General features: G+C 69.7%; 11 protein-coding genes and 1 pseudogene. 7 read left to right on the forward strand and 5 right to left on the reverse strand.

Annotated elements, in window-relative coordinates; genetic code table 11:
* Positions 1–15: 15 nt before the first annotated feature.
* Positions 16–2,745 carry an exo-rhamnogalacturonan lyase family protein gene (locus ACTOQ3_RS39520; RefSeq protein ID WP_440088889.1) on the reverse strand — a complete coding sequence of 910 codons (2,730 nt, stop codon included), beginning with the start codon at positions 2,743–2,745 and terminating at the stop codon, positions 16–18.
* A 279-nt stretch (positions 2,746–3,024) separates the two neighbouring features.
* On the opposite strand from ACTOQ3_RS39520, the gene ACTOQ3_RS39525 reads away from it, so the two are divergent.
* Entirely contained in the window at positions 3,025–4,113 is a 1,089-nt protein-coding gene (locus ACTOQ3_RS39525) for a LacI family DNA-binding transcriptional regulator (protein WP_440088890.1), read from the forward strand.
* A 60-nt stretch (positions 4,114–4,173) separates the two neighbouring features.
* Here the strand turns inward: ACTOQ3_RS39525 and ACTOQ3_RS39530 are convergent, their stop codons facing one another.
* Positions 4,174–6,141, reverse strand: a complete 1,968-nt coding sequence (locus tag ACTOQ3_RS39530; protein WP_440088892.1) for a beta-galactosidase — start codon at positions 6,139–6,141, stop codon at positions 4,174–4,176.
* A gap of 801 nt (positions 6,142–6,942) precedes the next feature.
* A pseudogene (locus tag ACTOQ3_RS39535) lies at positions 6,943–7,098 on the reverse strand (DapH/DapD/GlmU-related protein); the annotation flags it as partial.
* 992 nt (positions 7,099–8,090) lie between these two features.
* Between ACTOQ3_RS39535 and ACTOQ3_RS39540 the strand changes: the two are divergent.
* Together ACTOQ3_RS39540 and ACTOQ3_RS39545 are read left to right on the forward strand one after the other, a co-directional pair.
* Positions 8,091–10,043, forward strand: a complete 1,953-nt coding sequence (locus ACTOQ3_RS39540; protein ID WP_440088893.1) for a hypothetical protein — start codon at positions 8,091–8,093, stop codon at positions 10,041–10,043.
* Between the two features lie 328 nt (positions 10,044–10,371).
* Positions 10,372–10,524, forward strand: coding sequence for a hypothetical protein (locus ACTOQ3_RS39545; RefSeq protein ID WP_440088894.1), 153 nt, complete (start codon positions 10,372–10,374; stop codon positions 10,522–10,524).
* 216 nt (positions 10,525–10,740) lie between these two features.
* Here the strand turns inward: ACTOQ3_RS39545 and ACTOQ3_RS39550 are convergent, their stop codons facing one another.
* Both ACTOQ3_RS39550 and ACTOQ3_RS39555 read right to left on the reverse strand, forming a co-directional pair.
* Positions 10,741–13,110, reverse strand: coding sequence for a glycosyl hydrolase 53 family protein (locus ACTOQ3_RS39550; RefSeq protein WP_440088895.1), 2,370 nt, complete (start codon positions 13,108–13,110; stop codon positions 10,741–10,743).
* 140 nt (positions 13,111–13,250) lie between these two features.
* Positions 13,251–15,518, reverse strand: a complete 2,268-nt coding sequence (locus tag ACTOQ3_RS39555) for a rhamnogalacturonan lyase (RefSeq protein ID WP_440088897.1) — start codon at positions 15,516–15,518, stop codon at positions 13,251–13,253.
* A gap of 481 nt (positions 15,519–15,999) precedes the next feature.
* Here ACTOQ3_RS39555 and ACTOQ3_RS39560 point away from each other — a divergent pair, with 481 nt between their 5' ends.
* The 4 genes from ACTOQ3_RS39560 (at position 16,000) to ACTOQ3_RS39575 (ending at position 22,357) form a co-directional block, all read left to right on the forward strand.
* Positions 16,000–16,149 (forward strand): hypothetical protein, encoded by a 150-nt coding sequence (locus tag ACTOQ3_RS39560; protein ID WP_440088899.1) that lies wholly within the window; start codon positions 16,000–16,002, stop codon positions 16,147–16,149.
* A 788-nt stretch (positions 16,150–16,937) separates the two neighbouring features.
* On the forward strand, positions 16,938–18,416 hold the full coding sequence (locus ACTOQ3_RS39565) for a discoidin domain-containing protein (RefSeq protein ID WP_440088901.1): 1,479 nt from the start codon (positions 16,938–16,940) through the stop codon (positions 18,414–18,416).
* Between the two features lie 30 nt (positions 18,417–18,446).
* On the forward strand, positions 18,447–20,687 hold the full coding sequence (locus ACTOQ3_RS39570) for a CBM35 domain-containing protein (RefSeq protein WP_440088903.1): 2,241 nt from the start codon (positions 18,447–18,449) through the stop codon (positions 20,685–20,687).
* A gap of 128 nt (positions 20,688–20,815) precedes the next feature.
* Positions 20,816–22,357, forward strand: coding sequence for a GDSL-type esterase/lipase family protein (locus tag ACTOQ3_RS39575; protein ID WP_440088904.1), 1,542 nt, complete (start codon positions 20,816–20,818; stop codon positions 22,355–22,357).
* The last annotated feature ends 49 nt before the right edge of the window (positions 22,358–22,406 follow it).

The following is a 22,406-nucleotide window of genomic DNA, read 5'->3' on the forward strand; positions in this document are numbered from 1 at the left end:
CTGTGGGGGGTGGGATTACGCGGGAAGCCGATCTCCGATCAGGGCGAGGCACTGGATGGCGGCCAGACCGTACTGCGCGGAGGCGTTGACCGAGGCGAAGGCGGCCTCGTCGACCGGTTTGAGCACCTTCGAGCCCTCCAGCCGCGCCGACGTGAACTCCAGGGTCCGCGGGTACCCGGCGTGGCCGGTGTCGAATTCCTGCCACGCCCGGGTGGCGAGGCCCGCGTCGCCGAGCTTGACGGCGGCGTAGGCGGTGAGGCGGGAGTGGGCCTGACGCAGGTTCTGGTTGCCGAACGACTGGCCGGCCTCGGCCTGCTGCTCGGCGGCGGTGCCGTTGTACAGGCGGCAGTACTGCAGCCACGCCCCGGTGAACGCCTCGTCGCCGGTGAGGGAGATGAGTTCGCTGCACAGCTCGACCAGGCCGAACACCGCGCCGAGCGAGCCGACGCTGACCGCGGTGGCAGTGGGCTTGAAGGTGCCGTCGTCGAGGTCGTACAGGCCGCTGCCGCGGATGAACCCGTTGGGCATCGCGGCGATGGTGCGCATGCCGTTCAGCAGTTTCTCGCGGGCGATCGGCGCGCCGCCGCGCTCCCATTCGGTCAGCCAGGCGAGCGCGAGGCCGCTCCAGTCGGTCCCGGTGCTGACACCGAGCGCGTGCGGGTCCGGCTCGTACGGCCCTGTGCGGATCTTGCGGATGGGGTCCAGGACGAGGAACGTCCTGTCGACGTCCACGAGGTCGCGCAGCAGGTCGCCGATACGCTCGTCGGCGGTGAGGAAGTAGAGGAAACGCCGGTAACCGGCGTTGCTGATGCGGGCTTGCTTGGCACTGTCGGCCCAGTGCTGGACGCCGTGCCGCGTCCCCAGATCCCGCCATTTGCCCAGATGGTAGACATCGACCTCTCCGGTGTGCCGGGTCATCGCCTCGGCGAACCTGAACGCCTCGGCCTTGCCGGTGCGCAGGTAGTGGTACCAGAGCCACAGGTCGGTCGACAGCTCGGAGTTGTCCCAGGCGTAGCCGCCGACGTCATAGCGCCACACGTGCCGGTCGGCGTCGTAGCTGTGCATGATGTCGCCGTAGTCCCAGAAGCCGTACCAGGAGCGCTGGTCGACCTGTTCGCGGTGGTAGTCGAACAGGAAGTCCAACCGGTCCTCGATCCGCTTCCTGGCCGGGGTCGAGCGGTCGACCGGCGACCAGTCGCCGAACACCCCGGCCGCGTGCAGGTGCGCCGGTGGCGCGACGATCAGCGGCGGCGTCCGCACGGCCTGGGTCAGCTCCGCCACCCGCTCCGCGGCCGGGGTGGACTCCAGCGCCCAGAACATCAGCTCCGTGGTGCGCGCGATTCCGTACGGGGTGCCGAAGCCCGGCTCGTAGTCCTCGTAGGTGATCTCCAACCCTTCGAGCTGCTCGGGGTAGGTGTCCTGGCCGAGCCCGTCGTGGTAGAAACGCAGGTCCATCGGCCCGGCCTCGGGCGACCACAGCCACACGGTGACCTCGGCCCTGTCGCCGGCGGCGCGCCGTACGTCGAGCTGGGTGGGGTGCAGCTGCCAGAAGTTGCGCATGCCGAAGGCGAATCCTCCGCCGGGGCCGCCGACGTAGCCGAGCCCGCCGGCCCGGCCGCCGGAGTCGACGGGGATCCAGCCGTGGCCGGCCTTGGTGCGCTTGCGGATCTGGAAGCCGTCGGCGCTGATCTGGCGCAGCGAGTAGTCGCCGAAGGCCGGGATGAGGTGCAGCCGGGAGGAGACCCGGGTGTCCCAGGTCGCCACCGGCGGGGTGGCCTGCCCGGTGACCTGTGCCTGGCGGACCGCCGCGCCCGGGTCGCGGCGCAGGCCGGTGATGCCGCGCACCGCCTCGGACAGCACGCCGTCGCCCTGCCCGGCGAAGCGCACGTGCCGGTCGTGGAGCTCACCGCGCATCGGCACCTCGAAACGGATGCCGAGGCCGCTGATGAAGTCCTTCTTCTCGTCGCCGTCGAACACGAAGCTGTGCACCGCGCGGATGCCGTCGCTGCCGGTGTAGAAGTACAGGCGTACGGTGAACGGCAGCCAGGATCTCCCGCCGCGCCGGTGTTCCCCCTCGATTCTGATCACTGCGCGGACCGGGCCCGACTGCTCGACCGTCACCTTCTCGGTGCGGCCCTCGAACCTCTCCCGCTTGACCGTGCCGCCCTCGTCGTCTCCTGGCTCGTCCTGCCGCAGGCAGATCAGCCTGCCGTCGCGGGCGATCTCCAGATCGCCCCGCGTGATGGAGCGCACCAGCCGGTCGCCCTTCTTCGGGATCAGACACCGGATGACACCGGTGCTCACCTCGACCTGGTCCCGGCCGTCCTTGACCGTCACGGCCGCCGCCGGTGCGGCGGGCCGGCCCGCGGTGAGGAGGTAGTGCTCGGCCGGGGCGACGTCGGCGCCGATGGCGTGCGCGGTCCACTTCAGCGACCCGTCGGGCCAGTAGGCGGTGGCCCACGTCTGGACGGGCACCTGCTGCCCGGCGGCGGTGCGCAACGCGAAGTCCTGGCCCTTGGGAACGGCACCCTTCGGCCACGGCACGCCCCACGTGGACCCCGCGGCCAGCCGGCCGGGAGCGCCGCCCTCCAGCCAGTGGAGTCGAACGCCGTCGTCGAGCACGTCGCGCGCCGCCACCGGCCGGGCGGCCGCGGCGCGCGCCGATCCCGGAGGCAGACCGATCTGACCGGCTGCGGCCGCCGCCGCGGCGCTGAGGAGCAGTTTGCGTCGGGACATCATCGCCATGAGGGGGGCTCCACTGGGGTTGGCGTTCATACCGATGAAACGGTCACGTGTTTAACCGTTTACATTCGCAGATGGCAACATGGACGTCGGGAGCTGTCAAGGGGTCCGCCACACCGCAGCGGAGAATCTCCCAGCGTGTCGGCGGCGACAGCCGTTTGATTTCTTCTTCCGCGACGGAGGGGCAGGCGCGGGCGGGCGGCGATTTGACAGCGAGCGAGACAGGAGGAAGCATCACGCGTAAGCGGTTTACCAACGGTTTTCGCTTCAGGTGGAGGTTGGATGGTCCGGCGTGCGGCGTCCCACGAGGAAGGGCGGCGGCCGACGACGATCCGGGACGTGGCCGCGCACGCGGGCGTGTCCGTCGCCACGGTGTCACGGATCCTGTCCGGCACGTACCCCAGCGCACCCGCCACCCGCAGCAAGGTCATGCGGGCGGTGCGCGAGCTGGACTACGTGGCCAACGCCAACGCGCGGGGGCTGGCGGGGGCGAGCAGCCGGAGCGTCGCCATCATCGTCACCTCCGTGATCTCGCCGCACTACGCCCACGTCGCCCAGGGCGTGCAGGCCCAGGCCGCGCTGGAGGGCAAGCTCTGCATCGTCGGCACCACCGGCGGCGACCCGGAACGCGAGCTCGCCACGGTGCAGTTGATGCGCCAGGAGCAGGCCGAATGCGTGATCCTCGTCGGCAACGTGGTGGACGACGCGGCCTACCGCGAGCGGATGGGCGAGTACGCCCGCGCGCTGGCGCTCGCCGGCTCGCAGCTCGTCCTGTGCGGACGCCCGACGCTGGGCCCCGATGTGCCCGCCCTCGTCGTCGAGTACGACAACGCCGCCGGCGCGTACGCCATCACCAGCCATCTGCTCTCGGCGGGTCACCGGCGCGTGCTGTTCCTCGGCCGGCGCGACGGCTACACGACCCAGGACAGCCGCCTCGCCGGCTACCGCGACGCCCTTGCCGACCACCGCGTGCCCCACGACCCCGGCCTTGAGGTCGAGGGCACGATGGAGCGGCAGGAGGGCTACCGCATGATCCGCGAACGGCTGGGCTCCGGGCCACGTGACTTCACCGCCGTCTTCGCCTGCAACGACCTCATCGCGGCGGGCGCCCGCCAGGCCCTGCGCGAGCACGGGCTGCGCGTCCCCGACGACGTCTCCATGGTCGGCTTCGACGACCTGCCCCCGGCCGCCGACATCGACCTCACCACGGTCCACGTGCCGCACGAGGAGCTCGGCCGCACCGCGGTACGCCTCGCCCTCGAACACCGGCAGAACACCTCGGGATCGGCCGGGCAGGTCATGCTCGGCACCCACATCATCGTCCGCGACTCGGTCCGGACCTTCAGAGGCGACCACCCCCCGGCTCCCTGAGGACCTCGTTCACGCCCGCGGCCACGGCGTCCCGGAGGGCGTCCGGCCATGGCGGGGCGGTCACGAGGTCGCTCGCCCGAAGACACGCCACCCGTAGGCGCCGATGGTGTCACCGGCCTCGCTGGCCGCCTCCGGCCGGCCTCCGAAGGACGAAGGCGGCGTGAAGGGCTGTCCGGAGTGGTTGATGACGAACAGACGCCCATCGCGCACAACGGCCTCGACGTGCTGCGGCAGCCGGTCCACGGGCGGACGGACGCCGGCGTCGGCGAAGATCCGCGCGGTGACCGCGCGCATGCCGTCCTCGTCGGGGACGGTGGCCAGGTAGTAGGCCGTTCCCGAACCGCTCGTCCGCGAGGTGAAGGCGGGGTGCCCCTGGAGCCTGCCGTCGCGGAAGTCACCGATGACCGTCGCGTCGATCAGGTCGAGTTCCTCGGCGAACAGGCGGCCGGTCATCGAGGCGTCTCCGAGGGACACGGTCACCGTGGTGCGATCGTGCGCGTCGATGGGAAGGGCACCGAAATCCCTCACCCTGAGGCCGAGTGTGGCTCCCAGCCGTGTGGTGAAGCCCCCGGTGGCGAACCTGTCGTGCTCGTCGACCACGTCGCTGAACGCCGACAGCAGCAACGTCCCGCCGCCGGCGACGTAGGCCGCGATGTTGGCCGCCGACGCGTCGGTCAGCAGGTAGAGCTGTGGTGCGATGACGACGGCGTACTTCGACAGGTCGTCGTCCGGGTGGCGGATGTCGGCGGTGACGTGCTGTCGATGGATCGCCGCGTGCCACTGCCGCACGACCGCGAGGTAGTCGAAGCGCACCGGATGGTCGGAGTTCTCCACCGCCCATCGGTTCTGCCAGTCGTAGATCAGCGCCACGGGCGCGTCGACCTCCGCCGAGAGCCGAGGGAGCCCGGCCAGGTTCTGCCCGAGCTCGACGATCTCCCTCCAGGTGCGGGTGCCGGTTCCCGCGTGCGGCACCATCGCCGAGTGGAACTTCTCCGAACCTGATCGGGACTGGCGCCACTGGAAGAACATCACCCCGTCGGCACCTCGCGCGACGGCCTGCACGCTGAGGGCCGCCATCTGTCCCGGCGCCTTCGGCGAATTGCTCGCACGCCAGTTGACCGCGTCCGGGGCCTGCTCCATGAGGACCCACGGAACCCCCGGTTTGAGGGATCGCATCAGGTCCCGGGTGAAGGCGGCCTCCCGGAACGACTCCGGGTCCGCCGGATCGGGGTAGCTGTCGTCGGCGACCAGGTCCAGGTCCGCCGCCCACGAGCGGTAGTCGATCGGCTCGAACGCGCCCATGAAGTTCGTGGTGATGGGCTGGGTGCCCCCCGCCGCGCGGATGATCGACCTTTCCATGCGGTAGAGCTCGAGCAGCGCGTCGGAGGTGAAGCGTTTGAAGTCCAGGAGGCCGGAGGGGTTGACGCTGTAGGGCGCGAGCCGGGGCGGGACGACCTCCTCGAAATCGCCGTAGCGCTGCGACCAGAAGGCGGTGCCCCAGGCGTCGTTCAACGCCTCGATGTCGCCGTACCGCCCGCGCAGCCAGGCGCGGAACGCGACCGCGGCGTTGTCGGAGTAGTCGGCGTGCACATGGCAGCCGTACTCGTTGTTGACGTGCCACATCACCACCGCGGGATGGGAGGCGTAGCGTTCCGCGATCGCTCCGGCGAGTTCGGCCGCCAGGCGCCGGTACACCGGCGACGTGGGAGCGTACGCCTGCCGGCTACCGTGCCAGTAGGTGGCTCCCGAGGCGTCCTTCGGCAGGATCTCGGGGTAGGCCCGGCTCGCCCACGGTGGCGGGGAGGCGGTGGCCGTGGCGAGATTCACCCCGATTCCACCCGCGTGCAGCTTGTCGAGGATCCGGTCGAGCCAGCCGAAGTCGAACTCGCCCTCGGCGCGCTGGATGCGCGCCCACGCGAACACCCCCAGGCTGACCAGATTCACACCCGCCGCCCGCATCAGCCGGATGTCGTCGTCCCATACTGATTCGGGCCACTGTTCCGGGTTGTAGTCGCCGCCGTAGTACACCTGAGGTGCTCTCCTGCCAGTGGGTCGTGTCCGGGCGCGTACGCCGACGCCGCCGGGCCGCTGGGCGGCACGTGCTCGTCACCGGAATTAAAACGTTTCTACCGAAGGGGTGCAAGCCCTTGGTGAGCACCCGCGGGCTCGGGGCGGTGTATGCCGCGCGGCCGGTAGCCGAGCGCGTCGGCAACGCCGGCCAGCTCGGCGAGCAGCCACACGATCGCCAGCCACATCTCGGTGCCCTGCAGTCCCGGTGCGGTCGCCGCGGTGCCGGCCGTGGACGGGTGCGGCGCCTGGAAGCCGAAGCCCTGGTGGTCGGTCCAGTGCCCGAGCGCGTCGGGCAGCAGGTTCCGGGTCAGGGCCGTCACCTCTTCGGCGCGGTAGTCGGTAGAACCCGTTCACGATCTGCAGCAGCCCGTCGGCCTGGCGAGGTGATCCCCACATCCCGGTGCCGGGGTCGGCGCGCGCGAGCAGCCACCCGAACACGGCCTCCAGGGCGCCGGGCCGTCCCGGCTCGTCCAGTCGGCGGTTGAACAGGAACGCGGTGCCCAGCACGTCCGTCCAGTGTCCCGCGTGCCAGGCGTGCTCCGCCCAGGGCTGGCGTTGCAGGCCGGTGACGATCTCGGCCGCGTCGCATTGGGCTCGCACCGTGTGGGGCGCACCGGGCCTGTCGGCGAACATCCCACCGGAGAAACAGCGGGTCAGGACCTCCTCGGCCTGCCGGCGCGCGGTCTCGGCGAACGCGGCCACCGCGGCGGCCAGGTCGCCGACGGCCGCGGCATCGGCGGACGGCCGCAGGCCGGGCACCCGCCAGCGCAGGACCTTCGCCGGGTTGCCCCCGACGATCGCCCCGGCCGGCACGTCCTTGGTGACCACGGCCCCGGCGCCGATCACCGCGCGGTCGCCCACGGTCGCCCCGTCCAGGACCACCACGTGAGACCCGATCCAGACGTCGTTCCCGACACGGATGCCGCGGGAGCCGATCGGCTGCCGGAACACCTCGGTATCGGGATCGGACACGGTGTGGTTGAACGCCAGCAGCGAGGTGTGCGCGCCGATCCGGACCGCGTCACCGAGCTCGATGTCACCGCGGACGACGGTGTAAGGGTTGATCGTGCAGTCCCGGCCGGTCAGCAGCGATCCCGTCAGGTACGCGCCCGCGGCGATGTAGCTGCGCGAGCCGAGCCGCAGGACGTCGTTCTGCACCGCCGCGAGCTCGGAGACGAAGCACGACTCGGCGAACTCGGAGCCAGGATGGTTCTCGATGAGCCGGCCCTGCAGGTCGAGCTGCCGAGCATGCTCATCCGCACCGGCCTCGGACCAGAAGGACCAGGGTGAGTAGCCGAAGTGGCGACGAGCCGACGTTGCGTCGGCCTCGGGATGAGTTTCGGTCACGATGATCCATTCTGGGGTGGCGCCCCCTGCGGCCCGGCCCTGTGGGGCGATTCCAGTCTCGTAGGAATGATGAAAACGTTTACTATATCGTGAGCTAAAACCGTATGCCGATGCTCCCCTTCCCGCAAGGGGAGTCGGGCGGGGACGCCCACCGGCCGCAGGGTGCGACCCGGTTCGACCATCTCGGCACACTGCCTGAATCACCTGCTGGACATGGCTTCCGATAAATGCCGGACGCCCTTTCCCCGATGCGGCGCCTCTTGACAGAGGATCTGGGGGCGTGATGCCATCGGTCCTTGGTAAACGCTTTAACAATAAGTCGTTTCGACGGGTCACGCCTCCCTGAACGGAGTGCCCACGGCCGCGATGTCCCGCCGGGATCTGCTCTCAAGCGCGGCGGCGGTGCCGCAGGACAGCCCGGCATGAACGCCGGACCCGCGCGGCCGAGGCCACGTACGAGGCCGTTGCGATGGTGTGTGGCCCGCTCGTGGACGGAGCCCCGCCGAAGTGACCGAAGGGCGGCGCGCCCGCGTTCCCATCACCAGAGAAGGAAATCGATGATGACAGGAAATCGACGCGGCGGCACGCGCCGCCTGAGGGCACTGGCGCTCTGCGCCCTGACCGGCCTGACGGTCGGCGCGGCGACGGTGCCGGCGGCGTCCGCCCCGGTACCGGCACAGGCCCAGACCGCCGGTCACGGCGTGGGTCCGCGGCTCATGGAACGGCTCGATCGCGGCGTGGTGGCCGTACGGTCGGGCGAGAAGGAGGTGCTGGTCAGCTGGCGCCTGCTCGGACTCGACCCCAAGGGCGTCGGCTTCGACGTCGAGCGGTCCACCGACGGCGGGCCCTACCGCAAGCTCAACCGCGGGGTCCTCACCAAGGGCACCAACTACGTCGACGCCACCGCCGACCTGAGCAGGTCCAACCGCTACCGGGTGCGGCCGGTGGCCGACCGCCGGCCGCAGCCGCCGAGCCGGCCGTTCTCCTTGTCGGCGGGCCACGCGATCGAGCCGGTGGTGCGCGTCCCGCTGCGCGAGGGCGGGCCGATCAAGTTCGTCTGGGCCGGCGATCTCGACGGTGACGGCGTCTACGACTACGTTCTGGACCGCCAGACCACTCCGCAGAAGCTCGAGGCCTACCGCGGCGACGGCACGCTGCTGTGGGAGGTGGACCTGGGCCCCAACAGCACCGACCAGAACAACATCGAGGGCGGCTCGTCCACCATCGACGTCGGCCACAACGACGGTGTCACGGTCTACGACCTCGACGGTGACGGCCGGGCCGAGGTGGCCGTCAGGGTCGCCGACGGCGTCACCTTCGGCGACGGCACCGAGCACACCGAGACCGACGACGTCCGTCAGTCCATCGCCGTCCTCGACGGCCGCACCGGCGCCCCCAGGGCGACCGCCCCCGTTCCGGACGACTACCTCGCCGACGGCCCCATGTACGCCCGCTTCGGCGTCGGCCACCTGGACGGCCGTACCCCCAGCCTCGTGGCGTACATGAAGAACCGCGTCGGCAACGGCGGCTTCAATCTCATGTACAGCGCCTGGAGATTCGACGGCCGCTCGCTGAACCGGCAGTGGAAGTTCCTGCGCGGCGGGCAGGATCTCCCCGACGGGCACAACACCCGCATCGTGGACGTCGACGGCGACGGCCGCGACGAGGTCGGCGAGATCGGGTTCCTGCTCAACGGCGACGGCACCCTGCGCTACAGCCTCGCCCCGCAGGGGATCATCCACGGTGACCGATGGTTCATCGCGGACATCGACCCCGCCAGGCCGGGGCTGGAGGGGTACGGCATCCAGCAGGACCATCCCGGCGGGCTGCTCGATTACTACTACGACGCCGCCACCGGCGCCATGATCTGGAAGCACACCGCCGGAAGCCCGGGCGCCGACGCGGGCCGCGGCATGGTCGCCGACATCGACCCCCGCTTCCCCGGCATGGAGGTCTGGTCCATCAACGGCGAGGTGAACTACGAACAGGGCAAGCCCACCGGCCTCTACAACACCGCGACCAACCGGCTCGTCGAACCCGACACCACCAAGCAGCCCTGGCCGCACATGGGCGTGTGGTGGGACGGTGACCCGCTGAGGGAGCTGTTCAACTCCGACCCCTTCCCCGAGCGGCGTGACGCCAGGATCGAGAAGTGGGACCCGTCCAACCCGGCCCCGCCCCCCGCGCTGCCCAGGCTGGTGACCACCTCGCGGTACGGCGCCGTCACCGCTTCGGGCAGCGCGGTCTACCCGCACCTGGTCGGCGACATCTTCGGAGACTGGCGCGAGGAGGTGGTGCTGACCAGCCCCGAGTTCGACGAGCTCGTCATCTTCACCACCGACCGGCCGACCGACACGCGCCTCTACACGCTGGCGCACAACCCCGCCTACCGCAACGGCATGACCCTCAAGGGTTACCTGCAGTCCAGCAACGTCGACTACTTCCTGGGCCAGGGCATGACCACACCGCCCCAGCCGAACATCGGGTACGCCGGCCCGCCCCGTGGCGAGTGACCCCGACGGATCAGCCCGGTCCGACGCGATCGCGGCGGATGCCCGCGCTCGCCTGACCGGCGGATTCGTCTCAGGCGCGTCCTCATCACCTGTGACCACGCTCAGTCACCGCCGAAAGTGAAACAGAACCGTTTTTCCACAGTCCCCGATCCTGGCTCGCCAACGAGATCCGTCGACGACGGACAACGTCGGTGGCGGTCCCTCGCCCGATCGACGCCGCCTTCGCGACGTGGAGGCGAGGGGCCCGACACTGCTCGGACCGGTGTGCCGCCGCGTTGCCCGGTACAGCCGGTGTCGTCCTGCATCCATTCGCGTCGGGGGGCGCACCGTGGTACGCCCGTTCGATATCGAGGAGATCTTCCCCGAGGTCGCCGCTGGACCACGGCGGCGGTCGGGCGGCTCGGCCCAGGAGCTGGCGGTGACCCTGATCGCCGACTACACCCTGCGTACCCGGGCCTGGCTTGGTCACCACCGGAAGTGAGCCGGAGCCGTTTTTCCACAGTCCCGCGCCGCATGCCTTCGATCCACGCCTCACCCTCTCGACAGACCAAGGCGCATGCCCCGTCGCCGACCCAGATGAGGTGCGGTCAACAGGGAGGCCGAGGAACTCCTCCCGTCCCTCGTCGGTGGTGCCCGGTATTCCTCGCCGGGGCGCGGGCTCGGCGGTGGGCGATGAGGGCGCGGTGGCCCTTGATCGCTACAGCGTGCTGCACTGTCCTGACTTCGGGCCCGTCACGGCGTTGGTGAATCCGTTGTTCACCGGCGGTGCGGCGTTGTCGCTGCACGACAACGGGCCGTTGATCTCGTTCCCGGCGATCACGTTCCACCGTTGTGTCCCGGTCACCGCCAGCCGGCCGATGATCGTGTTGCGGGCACAACCCAGTCGTGGGTTGCCGAACGTCACCGACGATGTCCCGGACACGCTCACCGGGCCGAAGACCTCGGTGTCGCAGACCACGACGGTACCGGCGCCTTCCGCGTTCACCGGGCCTCTGATCACCGCGTCGTTCACCTGCAGTGAGGCTCCGGCGCGCACCGACACCGGGCCCGAGATCGTCGCTCGGTCCAGGCATGTCACGCCGCCGGTCACTGTCAGCTGCCCGGAGTGCCAGCCGGTGATCGTCCGGTCGCAGTTAAGGGCGACGTACGCGTCGACCACGTCGACCACCGCCGTCACCGATCCGAACGTGGTGGAACCGCGGATCGCGAACCGGCCGGCCGCGCCGGTTCCGCCGTCCGGTACCGCGTCCCACACCACCGGGGCCGGCGTGGTCGAACCATCCGCCGTGGTCAGCACCCGCACCGAATCCGGTAAGGCGATTTCGCCGCCGACCCGTACGGCCGAGTACACGGTGTCCTCCACCACGTGCGACGCGTGACTCTTACTGAAGACGTCGATCGACGCGTTCGGCTCGTACGTGCGCGTCATTCCGGGAACGGCGCGGAACAGGGATTCCCATCTCGCCGGTTCCCACGCCAGCACGCCCAGTCCCCGGTTGTTCGGGATGTCGTTGACGATCTGGAACACGCGCTGCAGGGCGTCCGCCTGCCCCTGGATGGTCCGCGGATACGGTGAGTTGGGAAGCGGGGTCCCGTTCCCGCCCGAGGCGGGGTACGACGTCTCGGCAACTTCGATCTTGTACTTGGGGTGCGCTGCCGCCACGGCGTTGACGATGGACTCGTAGTACTCCGGCGACCCGTGCCACTGCGGGTAGTACGAGTGGGCGATGACGTCCGTGTCGGCGCCCTTGGCCTTGATCCGGGTCAGGTACTGGTTCCAGAACTCGAGCGTTTTGCCTTCGATGCCGCTGGTGATGACGTGCGTCTCGACCTTGATGTCCTTGCCGTGGGCGGCCGACACATCCCGGACCGCGCGGATGCCGGCCGCGGAGAGCGTGGCGAAGCGGTCCCACGCCTCGTCGTACAGCCGACGCTGGTCCGGGTCGGTGGAGCGCCAGTAGTTCCAGAGCAGGCCGCCACCGGGTTTCGACTGGTAGATCTCCGGCTGGTCCCGGAAATACGCCGGGCTGGTCACACCGGCCAGCGCGGCCTCACTGCCGAACATGAAGCCGTTTGCGATCTCGTTGCCGACGGCCACCTTGTCGGGTGTCGTGCCCTGCTCGATCAGCCGCTCGATATAGGCGTAGGTGTAGTCGTACACCGCTTTGGTCAGATCGCCGAACTCGAGCTGGGCCCAGGCCCGCGGCTTGGGTTGCTTCGACGGATCGGCCCACGAGTCCGCGTAGTGGAAGTCGACGCCCAAGCCCATGTTCCGTGCCGCGACCCACTTGGCCACCCCCGCCGATCGTTCCGGGCCCTGGTACGGCGTGGCCAGCAGACCGCCCGTGTCCTCGCTGCGAGGTTCGTTGAAGATGCGCAGCCGGGTGTATTCGAAGCCACGATCCTTGAGCACGTCGAGCAGGTGGGGTCCCGCGCCCCGGTCCGCCTCCAAGGGGTTCACCCAGTAGTTGCGCCCTTCGGCGACGTCGTTGTCGACCCAGGAGGCGTCGGAGCCGAGCACCAGCTCCTCGCGCAGGTAGTTGTAAACGCCGAGTTCACTGATTCCCACGGTCGCGCCGGGTGACGCTCCCGTGATCCTCACCCGTACGTATCTCGTCGCCGACTGGGTGAAGAGGTCGACCGATCCGCGGCCTGGCCGGTGGTTGGCCGAATGGTCGGCGATGACGCGCCAGTCGGCGCCGTTCGCCGACGACTCGATCACGTACTGGTAGACCGCTCCCGCGTCCGGGAAGACGACCCTGACCTTCCTCACGTTGTCGTAGGCCCCGCCGAGATCAAGAGTCAGCCATTGGCGCGAAGGCGTGCCCCCGGCGATCCACGCGGTCTGCTCGTCCTGGTCGATCGCCAGGTCGACGGTGGACGCCCCGCTGCCGGCCTTGACGCTCGCCCATGCTTTGGCGCTGATATTGCTCTCGATCGGCTTGATCTGCGCATCGCCGTGGAGCGCGGAGGCCGGGAGGGCCGGCCCCAATGTCGCCGCGCCACAGATCAGCGAGATTGTGGTGGTGATGCCTAATATCGTGCGAAGGGGATGCCTGCGCGTCATTTCCTGTTTCCCGTCTCTGCCCGAGCTTGTGACCGGTGAACACGGCGTCCTGGGCGGCCGCGTGTGGCGGATGCGGTCTCCGCACGGCATCGAAGCCGGGGCGTCCCGCTTTCGGACGTCCCCGGCGTCTCAGCGGCGGATCATCGGATCCTGGGTACGGGGACCTTGGCCCAGTCGAGGTCGGCGGCCAGGTAGAAGCCGGGGTAGGCGGGCTGGTTGTAGCCCGTCTGCTGCCTGGCCACCTCGACCCGGTACTGCGGGTCGTGCATGAGGGTGTAGAGCTTGCGGTCGGTCACCTCGGTGCTGAGGTGGACGCGGGCGGCGGTGCTGTCGGTGGTGCGCATCACCAGTTCCTCGCGCCAGTCGCCGAGGATGTCGGCGACCAGGCCCGGATTGCCCTTGGTCCCGTTGTTGGCGAGGGTGCCGGTGGCTGTCAGCAGCGTGCCGCGCTTGAAGTCGTCGACGGTGGGTGTCTGCGGCACCGTGGTGGCGGTGCCGTTGACCAGCTGGGTGGTCATGTCGGCTGCCCAGCGGATGCTCTGGTTGGTGCCGGGCGTGATCACGCCCAGGTGCTCGCCGCGCGCGGACCACAGGCCGGCCTGGATCTCCTGGTTGGGCGGCATCGCCGACCAGGCTTCCATGCCGCGGACGGCCGGGTCGATGTCGCCGACCATGCCCCGGCCGGTGTCGCGGCCGCTGTAGCCGCCGAACAGGACCCGGCCGGTGGCGGCGTCGCGCATGGCCCAGCCGTACGGCGCCCACGTCCCGCCCTCGTGCACGGTCCAGATCTCCAGACCGGGCCGGTCGGGGTCGAGGTCGCCGACGTGCATGGCGTCGCCGTGGCCGAGCCGGACGTTCTGGCCGGGCACGCTGCTGTTCGGCGGGGCCACGTCGAAGGAGGAGTACAGCAGGCTGCCGTCGTCGTCGATGGTGGCCGCGCCGTACACGATCTCCTGCCTGCCGTCGGCGTCGACGTCGGCGACGCTCATCGAGTGGAACCCCTGGGTGGTCAGGGTGGCGAAGGCGGGATTGCTGCCGTCGACGCCGTGTGGGGAGGCGTTGAAGGGGTTGGCCATCGGGGCGTGGCCGCTGTCGACGAACCAGCGCTCCTTGAGCGTGCGGCCGTTCCAGTCGTAGGCGACCAGGGTGGTGCGGGTGTAGTAGCCGCGGGCGAAGACCGCTGAAGGGCGCTTGCCGTCGAGGTAGGCCACCGAGGACAGGAAACGGTCGACGCGGTTGCCCGGCTCGATGCGGGCCATCGCGTAGTCACCCCACAGCAGGCCGTCGTCTCCCCGGCCGGGCTTGTAGTCGACGGTCTGCAGTTCCCTGCCGGTGGCGCCGTCGAAGACCGACAGGTATTCGGGGCCCTTGACGACGAAGCCGGCGAACTCCCGCAGGCGGTTGTTGCCGCTGCGCGAGGGCGCGTAGACGTCGACGAAGTGGGTGGCCAGCTCGGTCGCCGCCTGGCGGGAGAGCGGGTAGGTATGCGTCGGCGTGATGCCGAAGGCCTGCTCCAGCGTCGCGGGCCAGCGCCCGGTGACCACCTCGGGGTGCTCGTGCCACGTCATGAACATGTCCACGAGGTGGTCGAAGTAGCCCGCGGCGCTCAGGCGGTAGTCGTCGGTGTGCGAGTAGCCGGGCCGCGGCATGGTGACGAACCGCTCCTTCTGGGGATTCCCGGCGGTGTCGTAGCGGATGACCTTGGTGCCCGGCGCGGTCTTCAGCATCACCTCCGAGCGGCCGTCGCCGTCGAAGTCGTAGACCAGGAACTGGGTGTAGTGCGCGCCGGACCTGATGTTGACGCCCAGGTCCAGCCGCCACAGCAGCCTGCCGTCGAGCGTGTAGGTGTCGAGGTAGGTCGGGCCGGTGTAGCCACGCTGGGAGACGTCCTTGGCGTTGGAGGGCTCCCACTTGACCACCAGCTCGTAGCGGCCGTCGCCGTCCACGTCGCCGACGCTCATGTCGTTGGCCGCGTAGGTGTACGTCTCCCCCACCGGGGTCACGCCGTCGGCGGGCTTGCGAAGCGGCACATCGTAAAACGATTCACTCCAGGGCCGGACGACAGCACTCTTTCTGCCCTCCCTGCCCCTTGTGATCGGGGCGACCGCGTACCTGGAGGCGGGCGTGCCCGCGACGTCCCGGTAGTTGGTGCTGTCGGTGACCGTGGCGATCGGGCGGCCGTCCCGGTAAAGGCGGAAGTCGGCGCCGAGCATGCCGCTCCGGCCCGTCCCGGTCACCTCAGTACCCAATAAACGCCAGCTCAGGAAGATACCGTTCGGGGTGGTCGTGGCGACGAGACCGCGGTCGAGGCGCTCCATCCGGATGCGCGGATCAGCGGCGGCGGGGGTGACCGTGAGGACGCACACGAGTGCGGCCAGGATCGTGAAGGCTGAGCGGGCGGCGCGCATGACGGAGCTCCTGGGGGGTCGGAGCGGTTAAAACGATATACCTGCTGGAGATTATGAGCGTTAACATCGGCAGTCAAGACTTCGCTCTCTCCGGTATTCGGAGTTCGCTCCCCGGCCTCTCCGCCTCGTCGCCCCCGTACTTCGCGACACGGTCGAGCTCCATCCGCGGCTCATACCGCACCCGACCTGGACGGCTTCACAACGAGACCATCCGCAGCATTCGACGTCCGCGCCGCCGTTGATCCCGACCCTTCACAGGCAGTGATGAAGGGAAAGCATGAAACCTTCACGCCGCCGCCGGGGAGTGCCAAGGGCTCTGGGAGCGCTCACAGGGCAAAAAAAGGCCTTGTCGCCACCAGGGGCGATCACATCCTCGTCGGCTGGGCTTTCAGCTCGGACTTCAAATGGGCACTTTCCGGGCGTCAAGTTGTGCGTTACTGTGCACGTTCACAGAGCCCCATCAAGCCTGTGAGAAGAACGCGTGGCCTTACCCCCTACCCTGACCTGCGGCTTCGCACCCGATCCCCCGTCACCCCTGCCGCAGAACCTGCGGCGACACACCCTCCGCCTGATCGCGACCGTCGGCACCGCCGTCCGGCGCAACGACACCAGGACGGCTCAAGCGGACTGACCGCCCACTCGAGCCCCAAGACGCGAGCGCCAGCGGGTCTTTCTGTCACGCCTGTCCACAGACGGCCTTGGCCGGCGGCACCGGCCCCATGCACGACCGGCCGCGCCGCCTGCTTCGGCAACTGCTGTGATCCCCGTTTCTGATCTCCGCCCTGACCATCGGAGGACTCCATGAAAAGGATCTTGGTGGCATGCGCCGCCGTGACCGTCTCCGCCGGGCAACCGGCCCACGCCGCCGCATCGCTCAGCGTACTCTCGGCGCAGACATCTGCTCCTTGCGGCGCGCGCTGGATCTGGGCGCGAAGTACTCCGACGCCGGTGACGTGCAGTGAGATTCGCCGGACATCCTCAAGGAGGTCGGCATCGACCACGCCCGCCTGCGGATAAGGACAAGGTGCTGCAGCATGCCGGAACGGTCAAGGCCAAAGGGCTGAAGCAGATGGTGGACTTCCACTACTGCGGCGCCTGAGCCGACCCCAGCAAGTAGTACAAGCCGACCGCCTGGCCCAGGCAACCGCAGATCGACGTCTATCGCGAGCAGCGGTGACGAGCGGACAACATGGCCGCCTTCGACAGGACCGGCCACATCGATCCTCATGTTCAGTGGACACCGTAAGCCTGAGCCACCGTACCCGCCGAGCACCCTGCTCCCGGCAGGGCCAGGGCCCGTGCCACCCGGGACGCCGGCCCGTAAGAAGCCGATGGTCCGTCGTGCAGACGACGCCGTACCAGTGCAAGCCTCACGAGAAAGCGCGGAATCACATGGGTTCTCCTCGGTCGGATGGCCGCGTGCTCGGCCCGCCGGGCTCTTCGAGAGTCGTCGTTCTCACCGTCCTCGCCTTCCTGGCGACCATGCTGTCCGTACCACTCGCGGCTCCGGCCGGGGCGGTGACGGATCTGGCGCTGGGCAAGGCCGCCAGCACCGACTCCAGCCAGTCCGGGCGTGGCGCGTCTCTGGCCAACGACGGTGACACCACGACCCGCTGGTGCGCCGCCGACGGCGGGACCGGCCATTGGTGGCAGGTCGACCTCGGAAGCGCGGCGACACTGACCGGCACGCAGGTGCGCTGGGAGTTCGCCCGCGCCTACAGATACCACGTCTCGGTCTCCACCGACGGCTCGACCTGGACGCGGGTGGCCGATCGGACGGCGAGCACGTCCACCGCCCAGGTGCAGGGCGACACCTTCTCCGCGACCGCCCGGTATGTGCGGATCACGGTGACCGGCCTCGCCGCGTCAACGTGGGCGAGCATCGCCGACTTCAAGGTCTTCGGCACCGACACCGGTCCCCCGCCGGGGCCGGAGCCGGATCCGGCACTGCGCTCCAGGTGCACCGGCGCCTCGCCGATCATCTGCCACTTCGACGTCCAGCCGGGCAACTACGACGTGACCGTGATCCTGGGCGATGCGGCCACCCCGGGCGTGACAAGCGTGCAGGCGGAGGCTCGGCGTACGGTGTTGCCCTCCGTGCCGACGGCGGCGGGTTCGTACGCGCGGTATTCGTTCACGCTGAACGTGCGCCAGCCCGAGGGCCAGCCGACAGGACAGGGCGGCACCGGGAGGTCTGGTCTTGACCTGGTCTTCTCCGGGACGGCCCCGAAGTTGAACGGGATCGGGCTGGCCCCTTCGAGCGGGCCCGTGCTGTATCTGGCGGGCGACTCGACCGTCTGCGACCAACCGGTCGCGCCGTACACCGGGTGGGGGCAGCAGCTCCCGCAGTACTTCAAGCTGGGCCTGTCGGTGGCCAACTACGGCGACTCGGGCGAGAGCTCGGGCAGCTTCCTGTCCAACTCGGCGCTGTTCCCCGCGATGAGGCCGCTGATCCGGAGCGGCGACACGGTGCTGATCCAGTTCGGGCACAACGACAAGTCGACGACCGCCTCGGCGTTCGCCTCGAACCTCACCAGCCTGATAACCCAGGTGCGGTCGCGAGGCGGAACGCCGGTGCTGGTCACGCCACCGGTGCGGCGGCTGTTCTCGGCCGACGGCACGCTTAACTCGACGGCGCTGCACGTCAACGGCGTGGGCGTGAACCTCCCGGCCACGATGCGGCAGGTGGCGGCGACGCAGAACGCGCCGCTGATCGACCTGACCGCCGCGAGCGAGGCGCTGGTGGAAGGGCTCGGCCCAAACGGCTCGGCCGCGCTCTACCTGCCGGAGCTGAACGACAACACGCACTTCTCCTCGAACGGAGCGAACGAGATGGCCAAGCTCGTCGTGCAGCGCATGCGCGAGCTGAACCTGTCGTCGTTTCCTTACCTGCGATAACCCACCCCCCACCCACCCGTTGGAGTTTTCATGTCCTTACGCAGACCACGCACCGCACTGCTGTCCGCCGGCGTCGCGCTGACGGTGGCCACCACCGGTGTCGCCATCGCCGCGGAAGCCTCCGCGGCGACCCGCTACGAGGCGGAGAGCGCGCCGGCCACGTGCGACGGTGTCATCGAGTCCAACCACGCCGGGTTCTCCGGCAGCGGATTCTGCAACGCCGGCAACGCGGCGGGCGCGGCGGCACAGTTCACCGTGACCGCGCCCGCCGCCGGCACGGCCACCATCAACATCCGCTACGCCAACGGCGGGACCTCCAACCGTCCCGCCGACGTGCTGGTCAACGGCACGGTCGCGCACACCGGCAGCGCGTTCGACCCCACCGGCGCCTGGACCACCTGGATCACCAAGACACTGACCGTGTCGCTGAACGCCGGCGACAACACCATCCGGCTGAACCCCACCACCGCCGGCGGCCTGGCCAACATCGACTACCTGGAGACCGACCAGGGCGGTCCGAACCCGAACCCGACCGGCCGCCAGATGGAGGACCTCAACCGCGGCCTGATCAGCGTGCGCTCGGGAAGCGGCAACCTGGTCTCGTGGCGGCTGCTCGGCACCGAGAGCATGAGCACCGGGTTCAACCTCTACCGCGGCTCGACCAAGCTGAACTCCTCACCTCTCACCGGCGCCACCAACCATTTGGACAGCGGCGCCCCGGCCGACGCCTCCTACACCATCCGCGCGGTGGTGAACGGGGTGGAGCAGGCGGCGTCCGAGCCCTCGCTGCGCTTCGCCGGCGGCAACTACCTGGACGTGCCGATCTCCAGGCCGGGAAGCAACTACACCGCCGGGGACGCGAGCGTCGGTGACGTGGACGGCGACGGACAGTACGAGATCTTCCTCAAGTGGGATCCGAGCGACCAGAAGGACAACTCCCAGTCCGGGGTCACCAGCAACGTCTACATCGACGCCTACCGGCTCAACGGCCAGCGGCTGTGGCGCGTCGACCTGGGCCGTAACATCCGGGCGGGCGCGCACTACACGCAGTTCCAGGTCTACGACTACGACGGAGACGGCCGGGCCGAGCTGGCGGTCAAGACCGGCGACGGCACCGTGTCCGGCACCGGGCAGGTGATCGGCAACGCCGGCGCCCTGCACCGCAACTCCGACGGCTACATCATCACCGGCCCCGAGTACCTGACCGTGTTCAACGGGCTGACCGGCGCGACCATGTCCACGGTGAACTTCGATCCGGCCCGCGGCAACATCAACGACTGGGGGGACAACTACGGCAACCGCGGCGACCGGTTCCTGGCCGGCACGGCCTACCTGGACGGCCAGCGGCCGAGCATCATCATGGGCCGCGGCTACTACGCCAAGAGCACGATCGCGGCCTGGGACTTCCGCGACGGCCAGCTGACCCGGCGCTGGAAGTTCGACTCCGGCAGCGCCGGCAGCCAGTGGACGGGCCGCGGCGCGCACTCGCTGTCCATCGCCGACGTCGACGGCAACGGCACCGACGAGATCATCTACGGCGGCATGACCATCAACGCCAACGGCACCGGCCGCTACACCACCGGCTTCTACGCCCACGGCGACGCCCTGCACGTCGGAGACTTCGTGCCCGGCCGTGCCGGCAAGGAGATCTGGATGATCCACGAGCAGAGCTCCGGCGCCGCCGCCACGCTGCGCGACGCCGGCAACGGCTCGGTCATCATGCAGAAGAACAACACCTGCAACTGCGAGGGCCCGGCCCGCGGTGTGGCCGCCGACATTCACGCCGGTAACGCCGGCGGAGAGTTCTGGGGAACCGGCACCGGCCTGGGCAATCTCTTCAACGCCTCCGGTGGCAATGTCGGGCGTAACCCCAGCAGCTACAACTTCCTGGCCTGGTGGGACGGCGACCCGGTGCGGGAGCTGCTGGACGGCAACCATGTCGACAAGTACGGCACCGGCGGCGACACCCGCCTGCTCACCGCCTCCGGAGCGCACTCGGTCAACGGCACCAAATCCACCCCGTCCCTGTCCGGCGACCTGTTCGGCGACTGGCGTGAAGAGATCATCCTGCCCCGTGACGACAACGCCGCGCTGCGCATCTACGCCACACCCGTCCAGACCGACCGGCGGATCTACACGCTGATGCACGACGCCCAGTACCGCGTCGCCGTCGCCTGGCAGAACACCGCCTACAACCAGCCGCCGCACCCCAGCTTCTTCCTCGGTGACGGCATGAGCACCCCGCCGCAGCCCAACATCTACCTCCGCTGAAACATCCGGCGCTCCGGCGGCCCGGCACCCACCGGGCCGCCGGGCCGCCGGGCCGCCGGGCCGCCGGGCCGTGACCCGAGCCGATGGCGAGTCGCCCTCCAGCCTCCCCTCGCTCCCCAGGAGCCTCGATGAAATGGCTACCGAAGATCTCGTTACTCGCGGCGATGACGATGGCACTGGCCGGTGCTCCCATGGCGTTCGCGACAGGCGCGCACGCCGCGACGACCCGGTATGAGGCAGAGTCGGCACCCGCCGTGTGCGACGGTGTCATAGCCTCCGACCACTCCGGCTACTCCGGTGGCGGTTTCTGCGACACCACCAACGCGGTCGGCAGCTCCGCGCAGCTCACCGTGAGCGCACCGGCCGCGGGCACCGCCACCCTGGTCATCCGCTACGCCAACGGCACCACGGCGAACCGTCCGGCGGACATCGGCGTCAACGGGACGACGGTGCGGTCCGGGCTCGCCTTCGAGGGCACCGGCGCGTGGACCACCTGGGCGACCAGGAGCCTGCCCGTGCAACTGAACGCGGGAACCACCACCGTACGGCTCGCCGCGACCACCGCCGGCGGACTCGGGAACATCGACTACGTCGAGGTCACGACGGGCGGCGGGGACGGCTCGCCCACCGACTCGAACATCCGTTTCGTCGACCGCTGGGACACCCGCGACAGCGGCGCCTACGTCCCCGGCTGGGCCGGCGCCTATCTCACCACGAAGTTCACCGGCACCACCGTCAAACTGAGGCAGCGCAACGCCATCGACCTCTACTACAGCATCGACGGCGGCCCCGACGTCTACCTGCAGAACGTGCGAGGCACCGTCAACCTCACCCCGGCACCGCTGGCGGCGGGCACCCACAGCCTGCGCGTGTCCTACCGGGTGGTGGCCGGCTCCTACCACGGCGACGCGGTGTTCCAGGGGCTGGTGCTCGACCCGGGCGCGCGGACACTGCCCGCCGAGCCGTCCCGCGGCATGGTGGAGTTCGTCGGGGACTCCATCACGGTCGGCACCACCACCTCGAAGAACGCGCTCACCGCCTACGGATGGCTGGTCGGCGAGCAGCTCGGCCTGGATCACATGCAGGTCGCCCAGGGCGGCGCCTGCCTGGTGAGCGCCACCGACGGCTGTGTCGGCCTGGACCGGCGGTTCGTGAAGGTGAGCGCCGCCGACGGGGCGGTCGACCATGACTTCACGCGTTACCAGGCGGACGTGGTCGTGATCAACCTGGGCACCAACGACACCGGTCACGGAGTGTCCACCACCCAGTTCCAGACCTCCTACACCGAGCTGCTGCGCACGATCCGCGCCAGGTACCCGGAGGCCGCGATCCTGGCCCTGGAGACCTTCCGCGGACGGTTCGTGCCGCAGACCCAGGCCGCGGTGCAGACCGTCAACGACGCCGGGGACCACAACGTCTTCTTCGTCGACACCGGCGGCTGGGTGCCCGCGAACGGCCTGACCGACGCCGTCCACCCCAACGACATCGGGCACCGCGCGATCGCGGCGAGGCTGGCACCGATCGTGGCCGCCCACCTCGCACCGAGCGGCGCGTCCACGTCCACGTCGGGCGGCGCGTCCTACACCTGCAACCCGGCTCCTGCCCCGGATGCCTCTGCGCCCGTGGACTTCTCCGGCGCGGAAAACGGCGCCGGATGCGCACCCGGCTGACCCGCCTGCCGCCGCTGCCGTACCCGCGATGACCCGGCCCCACCCACCT

Source organism: Streptosporangium sp. LJ11 (genome assembly GCF_051918945.1).
Lineage (GTDB): Bacteria > Actinomycetota > Actinomycetes > Streptosporangiales > Streptosporangiaceae > Streptosporangium.